Here is a 15,631-nt window from a genome sequence, read left to right on the forward strand (position 1 = left end):
AGGTCGGCATGTGCGTCCACGTGTCGAACACGGCACCCGACACGAATCGGCGGCTGCACATCGGCTCGATATTCTTGAATCTCCATCACGCCTCACGGTGGATAGATGGAGGCAGCGGCCGGGCTCACGCCTGGAATCGAGACGCCCGGCCGCTGCCGGTTGAAGAGGTGGCTACCGACGCTCGGTCTTCCTTTTCTTTCGTTCAATCGGCAGCCGACAAGCTCAAGGCATGCAGGGACGAAGTCACGTTCTCGACGGACCTACAGACCTGTACGGCCACGGCACATCGCGCCGGCCACGCTGTCCGCCGTCCCCGCCACGGTGCGTGCCGCACGAAATCGGATCACCAACCGGATCGCCCCACCGGGACCCGCACGAATACCTGCGGCTCTCGACCGAGCCCTGGTGGCCTTCCGGGTCGAAGGACTCGATGCCGCACCGATCGCGCTGCCACATCGGTCGGTTCTTTGTTGCCTGGCGCCGATGTTGCACAGCGTGTGGGATCTCGGGAAGTGTGAATCCGGCAGCGACCCACTTGCCGTGGTGGCCGTCGTGGCAGATGGGTCCGTAGGCCAAGTGGTGCGCGAGGTTCGCAACAATCCCCAGCCCCCGTCCCCCTTCGCCGTCCGCCGACACGGCGTCCGAGTCACGAGGCCACACGAGCTCTACGAATCGGGTGTCCGTGACTGCGAACGTCAGTGTGTGCCCGTCGACCCACCAGTAGACGGCGATCTCGCCGGTGGTGTGTCTCCAGGCGTTGGTAACCAACTCGGATGCGACCACGAGGACGTCGTCCAGCCAATCGGCGTGACCCTCGGTGGTTCGGTCGACGCCCAAAGCGGTGCACACGTCGAATACGTATGCACGAGCAGCCGTTGTCACGACCGTGTCCCTAGGCAGGTGCAGATGAGGGGCTGGGGCTGACGTCATCTCGAACTCCCTTGCAGCAGGGGGTCTTGCTCGCCCAAAACTGCCCTTCCCGCCTGCTCACGATCAGTGGCGCGAAGGTGACCTCAAGATACAAGCGAACATCCCTGGAGCAATGGTTATCTCTGAAATTTCAACGAGAAGAGTGATCCGTGTGACGATTCAACCGGCACAGTCTCAGGATGAGGCATGGTCGTGGAGCACCATGCGGCAAGATGACGGCGAACATCTGGACACGTGCAGTCGAGGAGACGTGTTGGCGGAGAACAGGCCTGAGCCGACGGTGGCCAGCGTTCAACTCGGTCGTCGCATGCGTAAGTACCGCGACGAGGCCGGGGTTTCCGCGAAGGCCGCAGCCGAAGCGATCGACGGATCCACGCCCAAGATCTCGCGTTACGAAACCGGTCGTCAGTGGCCACTCAAGCGCATCGAGATCGCCGAACTCCTTCGCTTGTACGAGCGAACTCCCAAAGAGGTCGCGGATACGCTCGCTCTGATGGAGAAGGCGAAGCTGCCGGATTGGTGGCAGGACGAGGCCGGCGTCGTCCCCCAGGGCCTGGGCCAACTGTTCGCCGTCGAGACGGCGGCCGACGAACTCAGAACCGTCAGCAGCGGAATGTTGTTCGGCATGCTCCAAATCGAGGAGTACGCCCGAGAGATCATCAGCGTGCACACCATGGATCAGTCGCTGGTCGAGGGCCGTGTTCGATTGCGCTTGCGTCGCCAGGAATTGCTCCGGCGTGCGTCTCCGCCAAGTCTGCTGGCGCTCATCGACGAGAGCGCCCTGCGCCGCGTCATTGGTAGCCGTGCCATCATGCGTGACCAGATCTCACACCTGATCGACCTTGCCGCGCTGCCCAACATCACGATCAGGGTGGTCACGTTCGAGGCCGGAGCCCACAAAGGACTGACCAACGCCTTCCTGTGGCTCAAGCTTCCGCGCGAGACGGAGATGCCGGACGTCGTCTACACGGAAAGCCTCAGCGGTAGCACGTACTTCACCAAAGAAGATCAGGTGGCGGGCTTTGCCGATGCCTTCACCAGCATCGAAACACTGTCTCTCGGGCCGGACGACAGCGTGGACTTCCTGCGCAGCTTGCAGGAGTTCCACTCAAGGTAGGTCGATCTCGCCACCCTCTTCCATCGGTCGACGCTCGATCCGCGCAACGACGCGTGCAGGATCGGCCACCCCGCGTCCCCGCGAGTCCGGACCCGGTCCCATGATGGAGGAAAGCATGCCTAGCCTGGGAGATCACATGTCACAGCCAAACACCACGCCGGCGTGGAGAACCTCTTCCTACAGCGACGGCGGCGGTTGTGTCGAAACCGCCCTCGACACCTCTGGCGTTCTGGTCAGAGACAGCAAAGTGGTCTCGGGGCCCATCCACACCTACGACCGTCGAGCGTGGACGATCTTCGCCGAAGCCATAAAGTTCTCCCACTGACGGAGACCCACGGGACGGCATCTGCACGAGCCCTGGTCTGCTCCTGGTTCGCGTAGTCGGCCAAGTGGAGGAGATCCGACCACATGGAGCACGCGGCGACCGGCCCACCTCGCCCGAAGCACCCGACCGCCGTGTGGACCAAGGCCGCCAATGCCCCCGGTCAAGGATCGGACTGCGTCGATGACTCGGGAAAGTCCTCGTCCGCGCTGCCGGGACTGGTTCGTCGGCATGCTCGAAGACCTCGTCCCACAGGTGGGCGCCGTCAATCGCGGCATTCCACCTGCGGGCGACCCCCGACACCCAAACGATCCACCTGCCCGGCAGCGTGCTGTCGTGGAACCTCCCCGCTGACTGAGTGGGAGCCGACGCCGAATCGGCTTGGCCGCGTTCCGGTGAACCGGGATGCTGGGTCCATGCCAGGGCAGCGGAAGCGAAAGCAGAGGCAGCAGGAGCAACGGCGACGGGACGCCGCCCGATTCGCTCCCGACGCGGGGCACTGGGAGGTGGTCTTCGAGACGCAGGACCAGGCGGAGGGGGACGCTCACCTGCGACGCATGCGTGCCGAGGACGCGGACTTCGACCCGTCGGCAATCAGGATCGAGATCCTGTGCGGACGCCTGACGAACCCGTCCTCGTATCGGCTGAGCCGATTCGTGCCCAACCCGACTTCCGTCCCGGCCGAGGAACACACCGCCGGTTGATCCGCCCCGATCGTGGACATCGCACCGCAAGGGCCGCGATCGAGCGACCGACCCGAACTCGTCGAAGTCGCCGACTCGGCACAAAGGCGTGGGTGTGACCACGCACGACGCATCACGCCTTTGGCAGTTGAGGACCGATTCGGGAGTGCGGAACCGAGCGCGGATGACTGGCCACCGCCCGGCCGATCGTGGGCAAAAACGGGATGAGCGTGGGCGTCCCGGCTGGCTATGGTTGTGGGATGTTCGCTTCCGCTTTCACGAGGACTCGCCGCTTCTAGCGGCGGGCTGAGGGCTTCTCTCTCCTGGTTCCGCCGCACTTCGGGTCCCTTGCCGGTGCGGCTCCTTCGTGCTGCCCGGCTCCGAACTGCCTTTGTGGAGCCCCTCGTGCCTTATCCCACTCATGGTGGACGTCATGAGCTCGGTCAGAACTTCCTTGTCGATCGTGCGGTGATCGCACTTTTCGAGGACCTTGTCGCGCGTACATCCGGGCCGATCGTCGAGATCGGGCCCGGAGACGGTGCCATCACGGTGCCGCTGAGTCGAACCGGACGATCGATCACCGCGGTGGAACTCGACCCGAAGCGTGCCCGGCGGCTGGCGCGGCGGGTGCCCGCGCATGTCGACATCGTGGCCGCCGATGTGCTGCGGTTTCGCTTCCCGCGCGAGCGGCACACCGTGGTGGGCAATCTGCCATTTCATCTGACCACGTCGGTGCTGCGGCGGTTGTTGGAGACCGAGTACTGGCAGAGCGCCGTGTTGCTGGTGCAGTGGGAGGTGGCTCGGCGGCGGGCCGGGGTTGGTGGGGCCACGATGCTGACGGCTGCCTGGTGGCCCTGGTACGAGTTCGCGTTGCACGCCCGGGTGCCTGCTCGGGCATTTCGGCCGATGCCGTCGGTGGACGGCGGGCTGATGTCGATCACGCGTCGGGATGCGCCATTGGTCGAGGGACGGCGGGGCCCGTACCAGGAGTTGGTGCGGCAGGTGTTCACCGGGCCGGGACGGGGGTTGCGTGAAATCCTCACCCGGACGGGGCGGTTCGCGGGTCCGGCGCTGCGCGAGTGGTTTGGGGACGAGCGGCTCGCGCCATATGCGTTGCCCAAGGAGTTGACCGCAGGGCAGTGGGCCGCGTTGTGGCGGCTGAGCGACGTACGGGGACGCGGGGGCGGCGGAAAGGGAGCGGCACGCGCCCAGGGCACCGATTCCGGATGGGCGCGCCGACCCGGCTGAGGCGGCTTCGCCGTCGTCTCCGCCTGACCGCTCGCCGAGGGCCGCAGGTTCCAACCCGGCAACGCGGCCCGCAACTGTACGGCCGGGTGTTCAACGCGGCGACGCCGCGCGCGGGCTCGGGGCCGTGCGCGCTACCGGGCCCACGGGGCGACGAAGGGCTCCTGGCCGGGGATGAGCCCCTGGCCGCCGACCGGAAGGACCACGACCGCCTCGAACGGGTCGGTGCCGTGGTTGGCCAGGGCGAACGAGGTGTCGGCGGGGACGACCAGCGCATCGCCCGGTTCGACGTCGAAGGTGTCACCGTCCATGGTGACGGTGAGCCGGCCCGACAGCGCGACGAAGATCTCCTCCCGGGTGAGCGCGTGCGGCGGGGACGACGTGCCCGGTTTGAGAGTGAGCCGCCATGCGGCGTTCTCGGTGGAACCACGGCTCGGGGCGGCGAGCCCGACAAAGGTCGCGTGCGGGTTGTCGAAGACGGGCGCTTCGGCTGCGGCGATGAACGGCATGGGGATCGTCTCCTTGAGGCAGAGAGCAAGGGCAGAGGGCAGAGGGCAGAAGCGGAGGCAGGGAGAAACAGGAAGTACGGGTCTACTGCGCCCACGGCGGATCGATCAGGTCGCCGCCCATCTCGGCCCGGCCGCCGACGGGCAGGACCGCGACCGCCTCGAAGGGCTCGTCACCCGGGACAGCGATACCGAAGGGCACGTGCGCGGGGACGATGAGGGCGTCACCGGCGTGGAAGTCGCGCGTTTCACCGTCGAGAGTGACGACGGCCTGGCCGCTGATCGCGATGAAGATCTCCTCGCGGGTGACGGCGTGTTCGCGGCCGGGGTTGCCCGGGTGCATGGTGAAGCGCCAGACGCTGTTCTCCTTCGAGCCGCGGCTCGGGGCGGCGAGGCCGGTGGCGGTCATCAGCGGAGCTGCGAAGAGCGGCGCGTCGGCAGCTTTGATGAGAGGCATCGCGGTTCTTTCGGCTAGAGTGTTCAACCAAGGTATACAACCGAAGTTGAGCATATTTCCATGGAGGGCGTCAAGCGTGGATTTCGGACTGTTGTTGGGGCACGCCTACCAGGCCTTCGTCCAAGAGCTGCACGCGCACTTGGCGGAACGCGGGTTCCCCGTGGTGGGGTCGTCGTACGGCTTCGTGCTGCGCACATTGGACCGGGAGGCGGTGACTGCTACGCAGCTCGGCGAACGGCTCGGGATCACGGCGCAGGGCGCGGCGAAGGTGATCGACGAGATGGTGGCCGTCGGCTATGTCGAACGCCGTCCGGACCCGGTGGACAAGCGCGCGAAGCAGTTGCACCTGGCGCCGGGCGGGGTTGCGATGTTGGCGGTGGTGCGTGAGTTCCACGCCGAGTACGAGGGCAGGTTGACGCGGGAGGTCGGCGCGGATGACGTGGCCGCCGTACGACGGGTATTGGCGGCGATGGTCGCCACATCCGCCGGGCCGGACCTGGCGCGCCTGTTCCGCCCGTTGTGAGGAAACCCCACGCGGGTGACGGCAGCAATCGACCGCACGGGCGGACGTGCGGACGTATGTGCGTGGCCGATCCGTCAGGGCCCGATCGTGCGATCACCCCGTCGGCATCCCGGTTCAGTCGGCGGCGATCGGCTCCTGGAGTTCCGTAACCCGCTGTTCCGGATCGCCGGGCGTAGCGGCTTCGATCGTCCGGAGCCTCGCCTCGCCCCGGGCCGGCCGCAGGGCGTCCGCCGCGACGGCGACGGCGAGTTGGGCCCGGCGCAGCCGCAGCATCCCGCGCAGTTCCCCGACGCTCACCCGCTCGTCCAGGATGCTCCGCACCTGGTGAAGGGTGAAGCCGAGGTCCTTGAGCGCGGTCACCCGGTTGAGCCGCGCGAGTTGGCCGGCCTCGTAGAAGCGATAGCCGCTGTCCGGATCGACGCGGGCGGGCCGCAACAGCCCGATCGCGTCGTAATGCCGCAGCATGCGAACCGATACGCGACCGTGCCTGGCGACGCCGACAGGGCGGGGTGGCCGGGCGCACGGGCACAGAACGGGTGGACCGGGCGGGCGCACGGGCACAGAACGGGTGGACCGGGCGGGCGCGCGGGCACAGAACGGGTGGACCGGGCGGGCGCGCGGGCCGCAGAACGGGTGCTGAGTCGGTGGGCCGGGCGGGCAAACGCCCAGTCGGCGCGGACCGGCCGGCCTTGTGGCGGAGACGCGTAGCGAACGAGCCGGCCGACGCGGAGCGACCGTCTCGTGGCGGGCGCGTAGCGCGGATGGTAGCCGAGCGCTGAGCGGGTGAGCACGCGGGCGCGGAGCGGGGCCGAAAGCGCGCGACTCGCCATCCATCAGGCGCAGTCGGTTGCCCATTCGCTTCGCAAGCGCAGCCCCCGCCCACCCCTGCCAAATGGCGGGCGGCGGGCGGCGGGCGGCAGGCGGCAGGACCGGACGCCAGAGCGGTGCTCTCGGTCGTGTCCGGTGCTCACACCTCGGAGCAGTGATTCGGGAGCGGTGCACGTGTTCCGAGACGGCGGTTCAAGAGCGGCGCTCTCGCTTGGAGTGCGGCAACGCGCGAGAGGCTGCGCTTCGAGACGACGGATCGAGACCCGTGCCGGACCCGGAGACCCGACCGGCCGCAGTGGCGCAAGCCCGATCAGGCGCCGGTCATTCCCGGGCGGGCCACGGACGGTCCGGCGCGTGGCCCTCAGCCGACCGGCCCGGACCGGTCCCATCCGTGCGCGTGGGCGTGTAGCTGCACGCTGCCGGGCTCGACCTCCGCGCCGCAGGTCCGGCACATCACCGCGACGTCGAGTTCGTGGTCGCCGTGTCGGAAAACCACCGGTGGTTCCTCGGCCAGCCAGCGGTCGCCCCAGGACGCCAGGGTCTGGAGCACCGGTGCAAGGTCACGACCCTGGGCGGTCAGGTGGTATTCGAAGCGCGGCGGGCGGTCCTGGTAGCGGCGGCGCTCCAGAATGCCGGCCGCCTCCATTGCGCGCAGCCGGGTGGTCAGGATGTCGCGCGGCGCGCCGGTGTTGCGGGCGATCGCGTCGAAGCGGTGGTTGCCGAAGCTCAGTTCGCGTACCGCCAACAGCGCCCACTTCTCCCCCACCACGGCAAGCGTCGCCGCGACCGAACACGGTCGGCCGACGGGAGCGCGGGCGGCGCGGGGCGCGCCGGCGGGACGATCGGGCGCCTCGGCGGAAGAGGTCTCGACCGACCCACCCGACAGGCCCTCGGCACCCCGGCATGAGGTGTCGCCTTCGGGGCCCGTCGTACGGCGCGCGCGACTCACCACCTCGCCCGCCGAGCCCGTCGCGGGTTCCGCCATACCGCCCACCGGTCCCGGGCCATCATCGACGGAACCCGCTGCGGGCCCTCCCGCACCGCCCGCCGATCCCGGGCCGCTGCCTGGCCAACCCGCTGCCGACCCTGGGCCACTGCCCGCCGAGCCCGCCGCAGGCCCGGCCGCGCCACCCGCCGGCCCCGTAACGCCGCTCGCGGTGGCCGAGGGGGCGGCTCCCGGGCGGGCCGAGGCGTTGCCGGGGCGCGCGGCGGAGTCGTCGGGGGGCGAACCGTTCGTAGAACCACTCATGACAACCACATCGACAAGGTTGCCATCTCCAACTCACCCGCGCTACGTTGACGAAAGGCAAGTTGGATTTTCCAACTCACCAGGCCTTCGGTACCCCGTCCCACCCGAAACGCCGCAAGGCCCGAGTGCATCTGTCGAAAGGCGGCCGCTCATGAGCAACGAGGCGTACATCGTCGACGCCATCCGAACCCCGGTCGGCAAGCGCAACGGAAGTCTTGCCAAGGTCCACCCCGCCGATCTCGGCGCGCACATCCTGCGCGGCCTGATCGACGGCACCGGCATCGACCCCGCCGCCGTGGACGACGTGATCTTCGGCTGTCTCGACGTGATCGGCCCGCAGGCCGGCAACATCGCCCGGACCTCCTGGCTCTCCGCGGGTCTCCCGATGAGCGTCCCGGGCACCACCATCGACCGCCAGTGCGGCTCCTCCCAGCAGGCCGTGCACTTCGCCGCGCAGGCCGTACTCAGCGGCACCGCCGACGTCGTGGTCGCCGGCGGTGTGCAGAACATGAGCGCCGTACCGCTCTCCTCGTCGCTGCGCGCCGGGCGGGAGTTCGGCTTCGAGACTCCGTACGACGGCGCGCTGGGCTGGCAGGCGCGGTTCGGCGACCAGGAGATCAGCCAGTTCCGTGCGGCCGAGCTGATCGCCGAGCGCTGGGGGCTCACCCGCGAGGACATGGAGGCATTCGCCGCCACCTCGCACGAGCGCGCGCTGCACGCCCAGCGCGAGGGGCGGTTCGCGGGCGAGATCGTCCCGTACGGCGAGGTCACCCGCGACGAGGGCCCGCGCGAACCCGACCTCGCCAAGATCCGCTCGCTGCCCAGCCTGCGTCCCGGCGGCCGGATCACCGCGGCGCTGGCGAGCCAGGTCTCCGACGGCGCCTCGGCCACCCTCGTGGTTTCCGAACGTGCCCTGCGCGTACACGGGTTGCGGCCACGGGCGCGGATCCACCACCTCACCGTCCTGGCCGACGACCCGATCATGATGCTCACCGGACCGATCCCGGCGACCGCTCGGGCGTTGGAGCGCACCGGCCTGACGATGGACGACATCGACCGGGTCGAGATCAACGAGGCGTTCGCGTCCGTGGTCCTGGCCTGGCAGCGCGCGACCGGCGCCGATCCGGAACGGGTCAACGTCAACGGCGGCGCGATCGCGCTCGGCCACCCGCTCGGCGCGAGCGGTACCAAGCTGCTCGCCACGCTGCTCAACGAGCTCGAACGCACCAACGGCCGCTACGGCTTGCAGACCATGTGCGAGGGCGGCGGCATGGCCAACGTGACCATCATCGAGCGTCTGGCCTGACCCACCCGTCCACCGGCCGTCCGGCCGGCCGCCGGCCGAACAGACCCGATCGGCGGGCGGCCGGATGACCAACTCGCCGACTATTCACGGCAGTTCCACCCCTCCGAAAGCAGCCCAGCATGAAGATCCCTGGTTCGGTGGCCCTCGTCACCGGCGCCAACCGTGGCCTCGGCCGCGCCTTCGCTCGCGCCTTGGTCGACCGCGGCGCACGCACTGTGTACGCGGGTGCCCGCGACCCGGACACCATCACCGACCCGGGCGTCGTCCCGGTCAGGCTGGACATCACCGACCCCGAACAGGTCGCCGAGGTCGCCCACCGGCTCGGCGACGTCGATCTGCTCGTCAACAACGCGGGCGTATCCCACTCCGCGTCGCTCCTGCGTGCCGAGACCCTGGACGCGGCGCGCGCCGAGATCGAGACCAACTACTTCGGCACGCTCTCCCTGAGCCGCGCCTTCGCCCCCGTCCTGGCCCGCAACGGCGGCGGCGCGCTGGTCAACATGCTCTCCGTGCTGTCCTTCATGACCCTCCCTCAGGTCGGCTCGTACAGCGCCTCCAAGGCTGCCGCCTGGTCCCTCACCAACGCATTGCGCCTGGAACTCGCCGCCCAGGGGACCCTCGTGGTCGGCGTGCACGCGGGCTTCATCGACACGGACATGGCAGCCGGCGTACAACTGCCCAAGATCGCCCCCGAGGACGTGGCCGCGCAGACCCTCGACGCGGTCGAGGCCGAGCAGTACGAGGTCCTCGCCGACCACTACAGCCGGGACGCCAAAGCCGCCCTGTCCGCCGACCCGGAGGTGCTGTACCCGACGCTCCGCCGCTGACCTGACTGCGTCCCGGCGGCCTCGCTCGCTGCCGGCTCGCTCGGCCGAGTGCGCCGATGGCTCGGCGCAGGCGGTCGATCGCGAGGCGGGGTGGCTGCGGTCGCCTTTCGACGCGACGACGCGTGTCGCGATGGACCCGGGCGAGGTGACGAACCGTGGGTTCGGAAGGCGCTGTCGCGGATCGGGACGGGTCCGGGTCGGAAACCGATGACATGGTCGGCGCGTTCGGTCCCGTCGGCTTGGCCGGCGCGTTCGCCCGACTGGTGCGCTCGGCTTGGCCGGCGCGTTCGGTGCGCTCCGGCCTGGTCGGCCCCTCCGCGCACTCGTCGGTGAGTCGGTCGGCGTGATCTCCGCCCGGCTCGCCCGCCGGCCGACCACGAGATCGGCTCCTTGGGCCCAACACCCACATCGACCACCGTTACGTCCAGCGGCACTTGGCGCCTCCGGCCCGGCCCCCGGCGCCCGGTCGGTCGCCCCGTTCGGCCGCTGCGGTCAGCCGCCCGACGTCTCCGCGCCCAACGTCCGCCGCGCGACCAGGGCCGCGTTCAGCCGATGCAGGTCCTCGACGCGGTTCGGGGACAGGCCGGTGAGGCCCGTCACCCGGCGGATGCGGTAGTCGACCGTGTTCGGGTGCAGGTGCAGGATGGCGGCGGTGGCCCGGCGGTCGCGGCCGTGGGTGAGGTACGTCGCCAGCGTGAGCAGTAGTTCGGGCCTGCGGTCGAGCGGCTCCAGGAGGCCGGCCAGACCGGCCAACGCGGCGCTCGGGCGGCTGAGTTGGTAGTCGAGCAGGACGTCGGTGAGCAGGTACAGGCCAGGGCCGCGGCCGCTGCTGCGGATCAGCCGGAGCACCTCGGTGTTGCGGTCCACCGCTTCCGGAATGCCGGTGGGCTCGGTGAGCGCGGCCGAGGCGGTGATCGGGGTGTCGGCCGCGTCGGCGGCGTGCGCAATCAGGGCCCGTACCTCCGGCCAGTCGGGCGCGGCGTCCATCGGCAGCAGCGCGGTCCCGCCGCCCGGGTCGAGCGCGGTCAGCGCGGGGCGGCCGGTGAAGCCGTCCAGGGCCTGCCGGATCCGGCGCAGCTTGCGCCGCGCGGCGATGGCGGCGCACGGGCCCGGGCGCGCCTCGTCCGGATGTGCGGCGAGAACAAGGGTCAGGACCAGATAGTGGGCGGCCGGGCGCACTCCCGTCCGGCCGGCCACCGTGTCCGCCGACTCGCCTGCGAGCAGGGCCGCGAACAGCGCGTAACGGCCGCTCTGTTCAGGACCCTCCAGCAGTCGGCGGGCTTCCAGGTAGGCCGAACTGACCGCCGCGACGATGGCCCGCTGGAGTCCGAACAGATCGGCGAACAGGGTCAGTACGTCGCCGAGTTCCTCCGGTCGCGCCTGGCCGGTCGTCTCCCGCCAGCACATTTCGACGCCGATCTGATAGGCGGTCAGGATCGCGTCGAGCGGTACGCCCTCCTCCGCCCGCTGGGCCGCCGAGGCTCGCTGCGGACCGAGATCCGCATCGGCCGCCGCGAGCCGGCCCTCGACCACATCGGCGAACAAGCGCACCGTGTGCTGCACGATCTCGGCGATGTCCCCGGCCAGTTCCTCGGCCGGCAGCGCCGCGTACGCGGGCAACTCGGCGGGCAGCCGATCCAGCACCTCCCTGGTCAACCTGGGCGCGCCGGCCCGCAATCGGGCCGCCACCGGCCGCCCGCCGATCCGCAGCGGTCCGGGGCGGGGTCGATCGGGGTGTGATTGTGCGGTGGGGGCGTTGGGGGTGTTGGCCCTCTTGGGCGCGGTGGGCGAGTTGGACGCAGCGGGCGCGGCGTGTTCGCTGGGCGCCGCGCGTGCGGCGCGTGTCCGGTCACGCGGCGAGTTGGCACGTGTCACAGGGACCTCCCGGAAAGTCTGTGTTACTCACCAGTTAAGCCGCTGTGTCCGAGTCTGCATGATGACGCGTGGGACATTCCACGACCGGCGGGAGTCGTCATGAACTCTGCTGCACGCACGAGGAGTCGGCTGCACAGCAGTCCCCGGGATCCACATCGTCGCCTGCGCGGGTTCGGCCGCGGGACCGCAGCGGCGATCGTGGCCGGCGCACTGGCCCTTGCCGTCCTGGTCGCCGCGACCGGGCCGGCGGGCGCGGCGGATCGTCAGGTCTATGTCGCGCTCGGCGACTCGATGGCCTCGGGTCCGCTGATCCCGGACATCACCGGGCCGCTCGCGTGCGGCCGGTCCACCAACAACTACGCACACGTACTCGCGGCGCGCCTGAACATCGCCGAGTTGCGGGATGTGACGTGCAGCGGCGCGGACAGCAACGACATGACGTCACCGCAGCACCTGTCCGTGGCCGGCGTCGACATGGGCGAGGCGCCGCCGCAGTTCGACGCGCTGGGTACGGACACCACGCTGGTCACCCTGACCATCGGCGGCAACGACGTGGGCCTGGTGGGGATAGCCCAGGGTTGCGCGACACTCAACCCGTTCGCGGCTCCGTGCCGGGACAAGTGGACGGCCGGCGGGGTCGACCAAATCGCCCAACGCATAGACGCCTTCGCGCCGAAACTCGGTGCGGTACTCAACGGCATCCACCAACGCGCACCGCACGCGCGGGTCGTGGTCACCGGCTACGGCCTGTATATCAAGCCCGGCGGCTGCTGGCCGTACCAGCCGGTCCTCGGTGTCGACGCGGACTACCTCCAGGGCAGCGTGAACCGCCTCAACGCAACGATCGCCGCCCAAGCCGGCACACACGGCGCCGACTACGTGGACGTGGCCGGCCCCAGCACCGGCCACGACGCGTGCCAGGCTCCCGGAGCCAAGTGGGTGGAGGGCTACGTCCCCACCGACCTGGCCGCCCCTCTACACCCCAACCGCTGCGGCGAAGCCAACTACGCCACGATCATCGCGACCCACATCCCCGACTGACCGACCAGCCCGGCCACACCCGCGCCGCGCGCCCCCGGCCTGCGGAGGCGCGCGGACGGCACGGGGTGTCCGGCGAACAGCATGACGACGGGATACACACGGGGCCCGGGTCGGAGCGGGGCACGGAGTGGACCGGCACGCTTACGGGAAGCGGATGACAGCCCGGGCTCGGAGCAACGGGCGTGCAGCGGACCGGCAGAGCACACCGGCGCGCAGGCCGGCCGCGCACGGCGGCCCAGGCGCGGGCAACCGGCTCGCCGCATCCCGCAACCAAGCCGCCCGCCCCCGCGCCCCACAACCGTGCCGGTGCTCGATGGCCGGAGCGGCCCGTAGCCCACGTGCGGGTTCAGTCGTGGCTGTGGTCTCCCGATTGGGCGAGGGAGCGATCCGCTCCCGCCTCCATCTCCTTTCGGGCCACCTCGTCCGTGACGCCGGAGCGTTCGAAGGCCACGAGTGCCCCGCGCCACAACTCGGCCGCCTCGCGGTACGCGAAGTGGATCTCCGCGTCGAGTGCGGCGAGGCGGGCGAAGTGGGTGGCCTTGGCGGCCGTCGCGCGGGATGCCGAGGCCAGGTAGTGGTGCGCCAGCGCCGCCACGTCCCGCGGGCGCACAGCCTCGATCGCCTCGGCCGTGCGTGCGTGCATGCGGGCTCGGCGCAGTTGGGACAGGTCCTCGTAGAGCGTGTCGCGGACCAGCGCGTGGGTGAACCGTAGTTGGCCCGCGTCCGGCTCGACGAGCAGTCCCGTCAGCAGCGCCGATTCGACCGCGTCGAGCACGGTGTCCTCGTCGGTGCCGCCCTGTGCCAACAGCACGTCGACGTCGATGTCCCGACCGAGCACGCAGGCCTGTTTGAGCACCTCCTGGGCGGCCTTCGGCAACCCCGCGACATGCCGCCGGATCACGTCCCGTACCCCGACCGGGACCTCGGACACCGCTGCGTGCGCCCCCTCGGCCGCGAGTACCCGCGCCGTCTCCAGGACGTAGAACGGGTTGCCCGCCGTGCGGTCCACGATCGCCCGGACGGTGTCCTCGTCGATCGGCGCCGAGACCGCGCCGCGGACCAGGTCGGCGACCGCCTCCGGGGCCAGGCCGGTGAGTTCGATGCGTTCCGGGCCGCATCGTGCCAAGCGGGCGAGCGCGTCGGCGAGCAGGTCGCCGACCTCGTTGTGCCGGTAGGTGACCACCAGCAGCACCCGTCCGGTCGCGTCCCGGTCGGTGGCCAGGTGGCACAGCAGTGCCAACGTCTCCTCGTCGGCGCGGTGCACGTCGTCCAGGACCAGCAGCCACGGCGTCTCGGCGGTGGCGCGGGCCAGGTAGCCCACCACCGCCTGATGCAGTCTCAACTTCGCCGCGGCCTGATCGCCGACCGGAACGAACGAGTCGGCGAGCAGCGGTGCCAACACGCGCGCGGTCTCCTCGTCCGGGGGACTCACCGCCGCGAGCGTGCGCAACATCTGCGTCCACGGCCACCCCGCCGGCGCGCCGCCGGATTCCGGGCAGCGGCCCCACGCGGCCCGCCAGCCCTCGGCGGCCAGCAACTCCCGGACGTGCTCCGTCAATGCGGTCTTGCCCTCGCCCGGGTCGCCGCTGACCAGCGCGACCGCAAGCCGCCCATCGGCGCGCTTCGCCGCAGCCAGCAGCGTCGCGGTCTCCTCGGCCCGGCCGATCAAGGTGGTCATGCGCGCCACGTACTCGCCCCTTGCCACATCGCCGGAAATCCGCTCGGAACCCTGCTCGGAAGTGTGCTCGGAAATGTGGCCCGACCTGTGATCCGAGCTGTGGTCGGAAGAGATCGCGGGATGGATCCGCGCCGCGCCCGGCACCTCCCGAAGCGGTGGCGCAGCGGCTCCCGTCGCGTTCGGCGTCGCCGTCGGTGCGTCCAACTCCGCGGCGTGCGCCAGGATGTCCGCCTCCAGGCGCTGCAACCGCGCGCCCGGCTCGACCCCCAACTCCTCGCGCAGCGCGGTCCGTACCCGGCGCAGCACGGCCAGCGCGTCGCCCTGACGCGCGCATCGGTACATCGCCAGCGCGAGCAGTCGCCAGCTCTCCTCGCGCAACGGGTGTGCGGCCGCGTGCGCCTCCAGGCCCGGCACGATCCCGGACGCCTGCCCGATCGCGAGGCCGGCCTCGGCCCGGCGCTCGACCGCGACCAGGCGCAACTCCTCCAGCCGGGCCGCCTCCGGCCGAGCCCACGGTTCGTCGGCGAACTGCGCGTACGCCGGCCCGCGCCACAGGTCCAGCGCCGCGGTCAACTCACGCAGCGCCTCCTCGGCGGCGCCGGCCGCCAGTAGGCCGCCGGCCCGGTGTACCAGTGCCTCGAAGCGCCACGCGTCGACCTCGTCCGTGCCGACCCGGAAGGCGTAACCCGGCGGCGCGGTCACCAGCACGGTCGAGGGTGTGCGCGGCGCGCGGTCGGGTTCGAGCGCACGGCGCAGGTGCGACACGAAGGTCTGTACGGAGCCGAGCGCGCGGTGCGGCGACTCACCGTGCCACAGGTCCTCGATCAACCGGTCGACCGGTACGACGTGCCCCCGCGCCAGGACGAGCCGAGCGAGAACGGCCCGATGGCGCGGGCCGCGCAGGTCGGCCGGTCGGTCACCGTCCCACGCCTCGAGCGCTCCCAGAACACGAAACGTCAGCATGGATATGAGACCTTACTGATGCGTCACGAGCGACCGAGCGGCGGCCGGGGCTGAAGTCGTCCGGCCGTTGTCCCACGTCGC

At 70.5% G+C, this 15,631-nt stretch carries 15 protein-coding genes and 1 pseudogene; 9 read left to right on the forward strand and 7 right to left on the reverse strand.

The genetic code is table 11. The features are described from left to right. Nucleotides 1-243: 243 nt before the first annotated feature. The gene (locus ABZS54_RS06800; RefSeq protein ID WP_355531810.1) at nt 244-930 is read right to left on the reverse strand and encodes an ATP-binding protein; all 687 of its coding nucleotides are present in this window, start codon (nt 928-930) and stop codon (nt 244-246) included. A 151-nt stretch (nt 931-1,081) separates the two neighbouring features. Between ABZS54_RS06800 and ABZS54_RS06805 the strand changes: the two genes are divergently transcribed. From ABZS54_RS06805 to erm, 4 genes are all read left to right on the forward strand, one after another. Then, nucleotides 1,082-2,047, forward strand: a complete 966-nt coding sequence (locus ABZS54_RS06805; protein ID WP_355531812.1) for a helix-turn-helix transcriptional regulator — start codon at nt 1,082-1,084, stop codon at nt 2,045-2,047. Nucleotides 2,048-2,183: 136 nt separating this feature from the next. Next, nucleotides 2,184-2,372, forward strand: a complete 189-nt coding sequence (locus ABZS54_RS06810; RefSeq protein WP_355531934.1) for a DUF397 domain-containing protein — start codon at nt 2,184-2,186, stop codon at nt 2,370-2,372. A gap of 413 nt (nt 2,373-2,785) precedes the next feature. Beyond that, nucleotides 2,786-3,073: a hypothetical protein gene (locus ABZS54_RS06815; protein WP_355531814.1), complete on the forward strand. Its 288-nt coding sequence runs from the start codon at nt 2,786-2,788 to the stop codon at nt 3,071-3,073. A 384-nt stretch (nt 3,074-3,457) separates the two neighbouring features. Further along, complete coding sequence (gene erm / locus ABZS54_RS06820) at nt 3,458-4,300, forward strand: 23S ribosomal RNA methyltransferase Erm (protein WP_355531816.1); 843 nt, start codon at nt 3,458-3,460, stop codon at nt 4,298-4,300. A gap of 131 nt (nt 4,301-4,431) precedes the next feature. Here erm and ABZS54_RS06825 read toward each other — a convergent pair whose 3' ends face one another. Beyond that, the gene (locus ABZS54_RS06825; RefSeq protein ID WP_020549335.1) at nt 4,432-4,806 is read right to left on the reverse strand and encodes a cupin domain-containing protein; all 375 of its coding nucleotides are present in this window, start codon (nt 4,804-4,806) and stop codon (nt 4,432-4,434) included. Between the two features lie 82 nt (nt 4,807-4,888). Next, complete coding sequence (locus ABZS54_RS06830; RefSeq protein ID WP_355531819.1) at nt 4,889-5,260, reverse strand: cupin domain-containing protein; 372 nt, start codon at nt 5,258-5,260, stop codon at nt 4,889-4,891. A 76-nt stretch (nt 5,261-5,336) separates the two neighbouring features. On the opposite strand from ABZS54_RS06830, the gene ABZS54_RS06835 reads away from it, so the two are divergent. Further along, nucleotides 5,337-5,783 carry a MarR family transcriptional regulator gene (locus tag ABZS54_RS06835; RefSeq protein WP_355531821.1) on the forward strand — a complete coding sequence of 149 codons (447 nt, stop codon included), beginning with the start codon at nt 5,337-5,339 and terminating at the stop codon, nt 5,781-5,783. A 177-nt stretch (nt 5,784-5,960) separates the two neighbouring features. On the opposite strand, the pseudogene ABZS54_RS06840 reads toward ABZS54_RS06835, so the two are convergent. Further along, a pseudogene (locus ABZS54_RS06840) lies at nt 5,961-6,314 on the reverse strand (MerR family transcriptional regulator); the annotation flags it as partial. A gap of 658 nt (nt 6,315-6,972) precedes the next feature. After that, nucleotides 6,973-7,380 (reverse strand): helix-turn-helix domain-containing protein, encoded by a 408-nt coding sequence (locus ABZS54_RS06845; RefSeq protein ID WP_355531936.1) that lies wholly within the window; start codon nt 7,378-7,380, stop codon nt 6,973-6,975. Nucleotides 7,381-8,011: 631 nt separating this feature from the next. Here ABZS54_RS06845 and ABZS54_RS06850 point away from each other — a divergent pair. The 3 genes from ABZS54_RS06850 to ABZS54_RS06860 all read left to right on the forward strand — a co-directional run bounded on the left by ABZS54_RS06850 (nt 8,012) and on the right by ABZS54_RS06860 (nt 10,340). Beyond that, complete coding sequence (locus tag ABZS54_RS06850; protein WP_355531823.1) at nt 8,012-9,166, forward strand: acetyl-CoA C-acetyltransferase; 1,155 nt, start codon at nt 8,012-8,014, stop codon at nt 9,164-9,166. Nucleotides 9,167-9,285: 119 nt separating this feature from the next. Further along, the gene (locus ABZS54_RS06855) at nt 9,286-9,993 is read left to right on the forward strand and encodes an SDR family oxidoreductase (protein ID WP_355531825.1); all 708 of its coding nucleotides are present in this window, start codon (nt 9,286-9,288) and stop codon (nt 9,991-9,993) included. 155 nt (nt 9,994-10,148) lie between these two features. Beyond that, entirely contained in the window at nt 10,149-10,340 is a 192-nt protein-coding gene (locus ABZS54_RS06860) for a hypothetical protein (protein WP_355531827.1), read from the forward strand. Between the two features lie 145 nt (nt 10,341-10,485). On the opposite strand, the gene ABZS54_RS06865 is transcribed toward ABZS54_RS06860, so the two are convergent. After that, nucleotides 10,486-11,703 (reverse strand): helix-turn-helix domain-containing protein, encoded by a 1,218-nt coding sequence (locus ABZS54_RS06865; protein WP_355531938.1) that lies wholly within the window; start codon nt 11,701-11,703, stop codon nt 10,486-10,488. A gap of 264 nt (nt 11,704-11,967) precedes the next feature. Between ABZS54_RS06865 and ABZS54_RS06870 the strand changes: the two genes are divergently transcribed. Then, nucleotides 11,968-12,909: an SGNH/GDSL hydrolase family protein gene (locus ABZS54_RS06870; protein ID WP_355531829.1), complete on the forward strand. Its 942-nt coding sequence runs from the start codon at nt 11,968-11,970 to the stop codon at nt 12,907-12,909. Nucleotides 12,910-13,255: 346 nt separating this feature from the next. Here ABZS54_RS06870 and ABZS54_RS06875 read toward each other — a convergent pair whose 3' ends face one another. After that, nucleotides 13,256-15,550: a BTAD domain-containing putative transcriptional regulator gene (locus ABZS54_RS06875; protein WP_355531831.1), complete on the reverse strand. Its 2,295-nt coding sequence runs from the start codon at nt 15,548-15,550 to the stop codon at nt 13,256-13,258. Between the last annotated feature and the right edge of the window lie 81 nt (nt 15,551-15,631).

The organism is Embleya sp. NPDC005575 (assembly GCF_040605455.1).
Lineage (GTDB): Bacteria > Actinomycetota > Actinomycetes > Streptomycetales > Streptomycetaceae > Embleya.

What these genes read in the sequence shown, in the direction of transcription:
- ABZS54_RS06800 (WP_355531810.1), bottom strand. Translation starts at nt 930, where the DNA reads ATGACGTCAGCCCCAGCCCCTCATCTGCACCTGCCTAGGGACACGGTC.
- ABZS54_RS06810 (WP_355531934.1), top strand. Translation starts at nt 2,184, where the DNA reads ATGTCACAGCCAAACACCACGCCGGCGTGGAGAACCTCTTCCTACAGC.
- ABZS54_RS06815 (WP_355531814.1), top strand. Translation starts at nt 2,786, where the DNA reads ATGCCAGGGCAGCGGAAGCGAAAGCAGAGGCAGCAGGAGCAACGGCGA.
- ABZS54_RS06825 (WP_020549335.1), bottom strand. Translation starts at nt 4,806, where the DNA reads ATGCCGTTCATCGCCGCAGCCGAAGCGCCCGTCTTCGACAACCCGCAC.
- ABZS54_RS06830 (WP_355531819.1), bottom strand. Translation starts at nt 5,260, where the DNA reads ATGCCTCTCATCAAAGCTGCCGACGCGCCGCTCTTCGCAGCTCCGCTG.
- ABZS54_RS06850 (WP_355531823.1), top strand. Translation starts at nt 8,012, where the DNA reads ATGAGCAACGAGGCGTACATCGTCGACGCCATCCGAACCCCGGTCGGC.
- ABZS54_RS06855 (WP_355531825.1), top strand. Translation starts at nt 9,286, where the DNA reads ATGAAGATCCCTGGTTCGGTGGCCCTCGTCACCGGCGCCAACCGTGGC.
- ABZS54_RS06870 (WP_355531829.1), top strand. Translation starts at nt 11,968, where the DNA reads ATGAACTCTGCTGCACGCACGAGGAGTCGGCTGCACAGCAGTCCCCGG.
- ABZS54_RS06875 (WP_355531831.1), bottom strand. Translation starts at nt 15,550, where the DNA reads ATGCTGACGTTTCGTGTTCTGGGAGCGCTCGAGGCGTGGGACGGTGAC.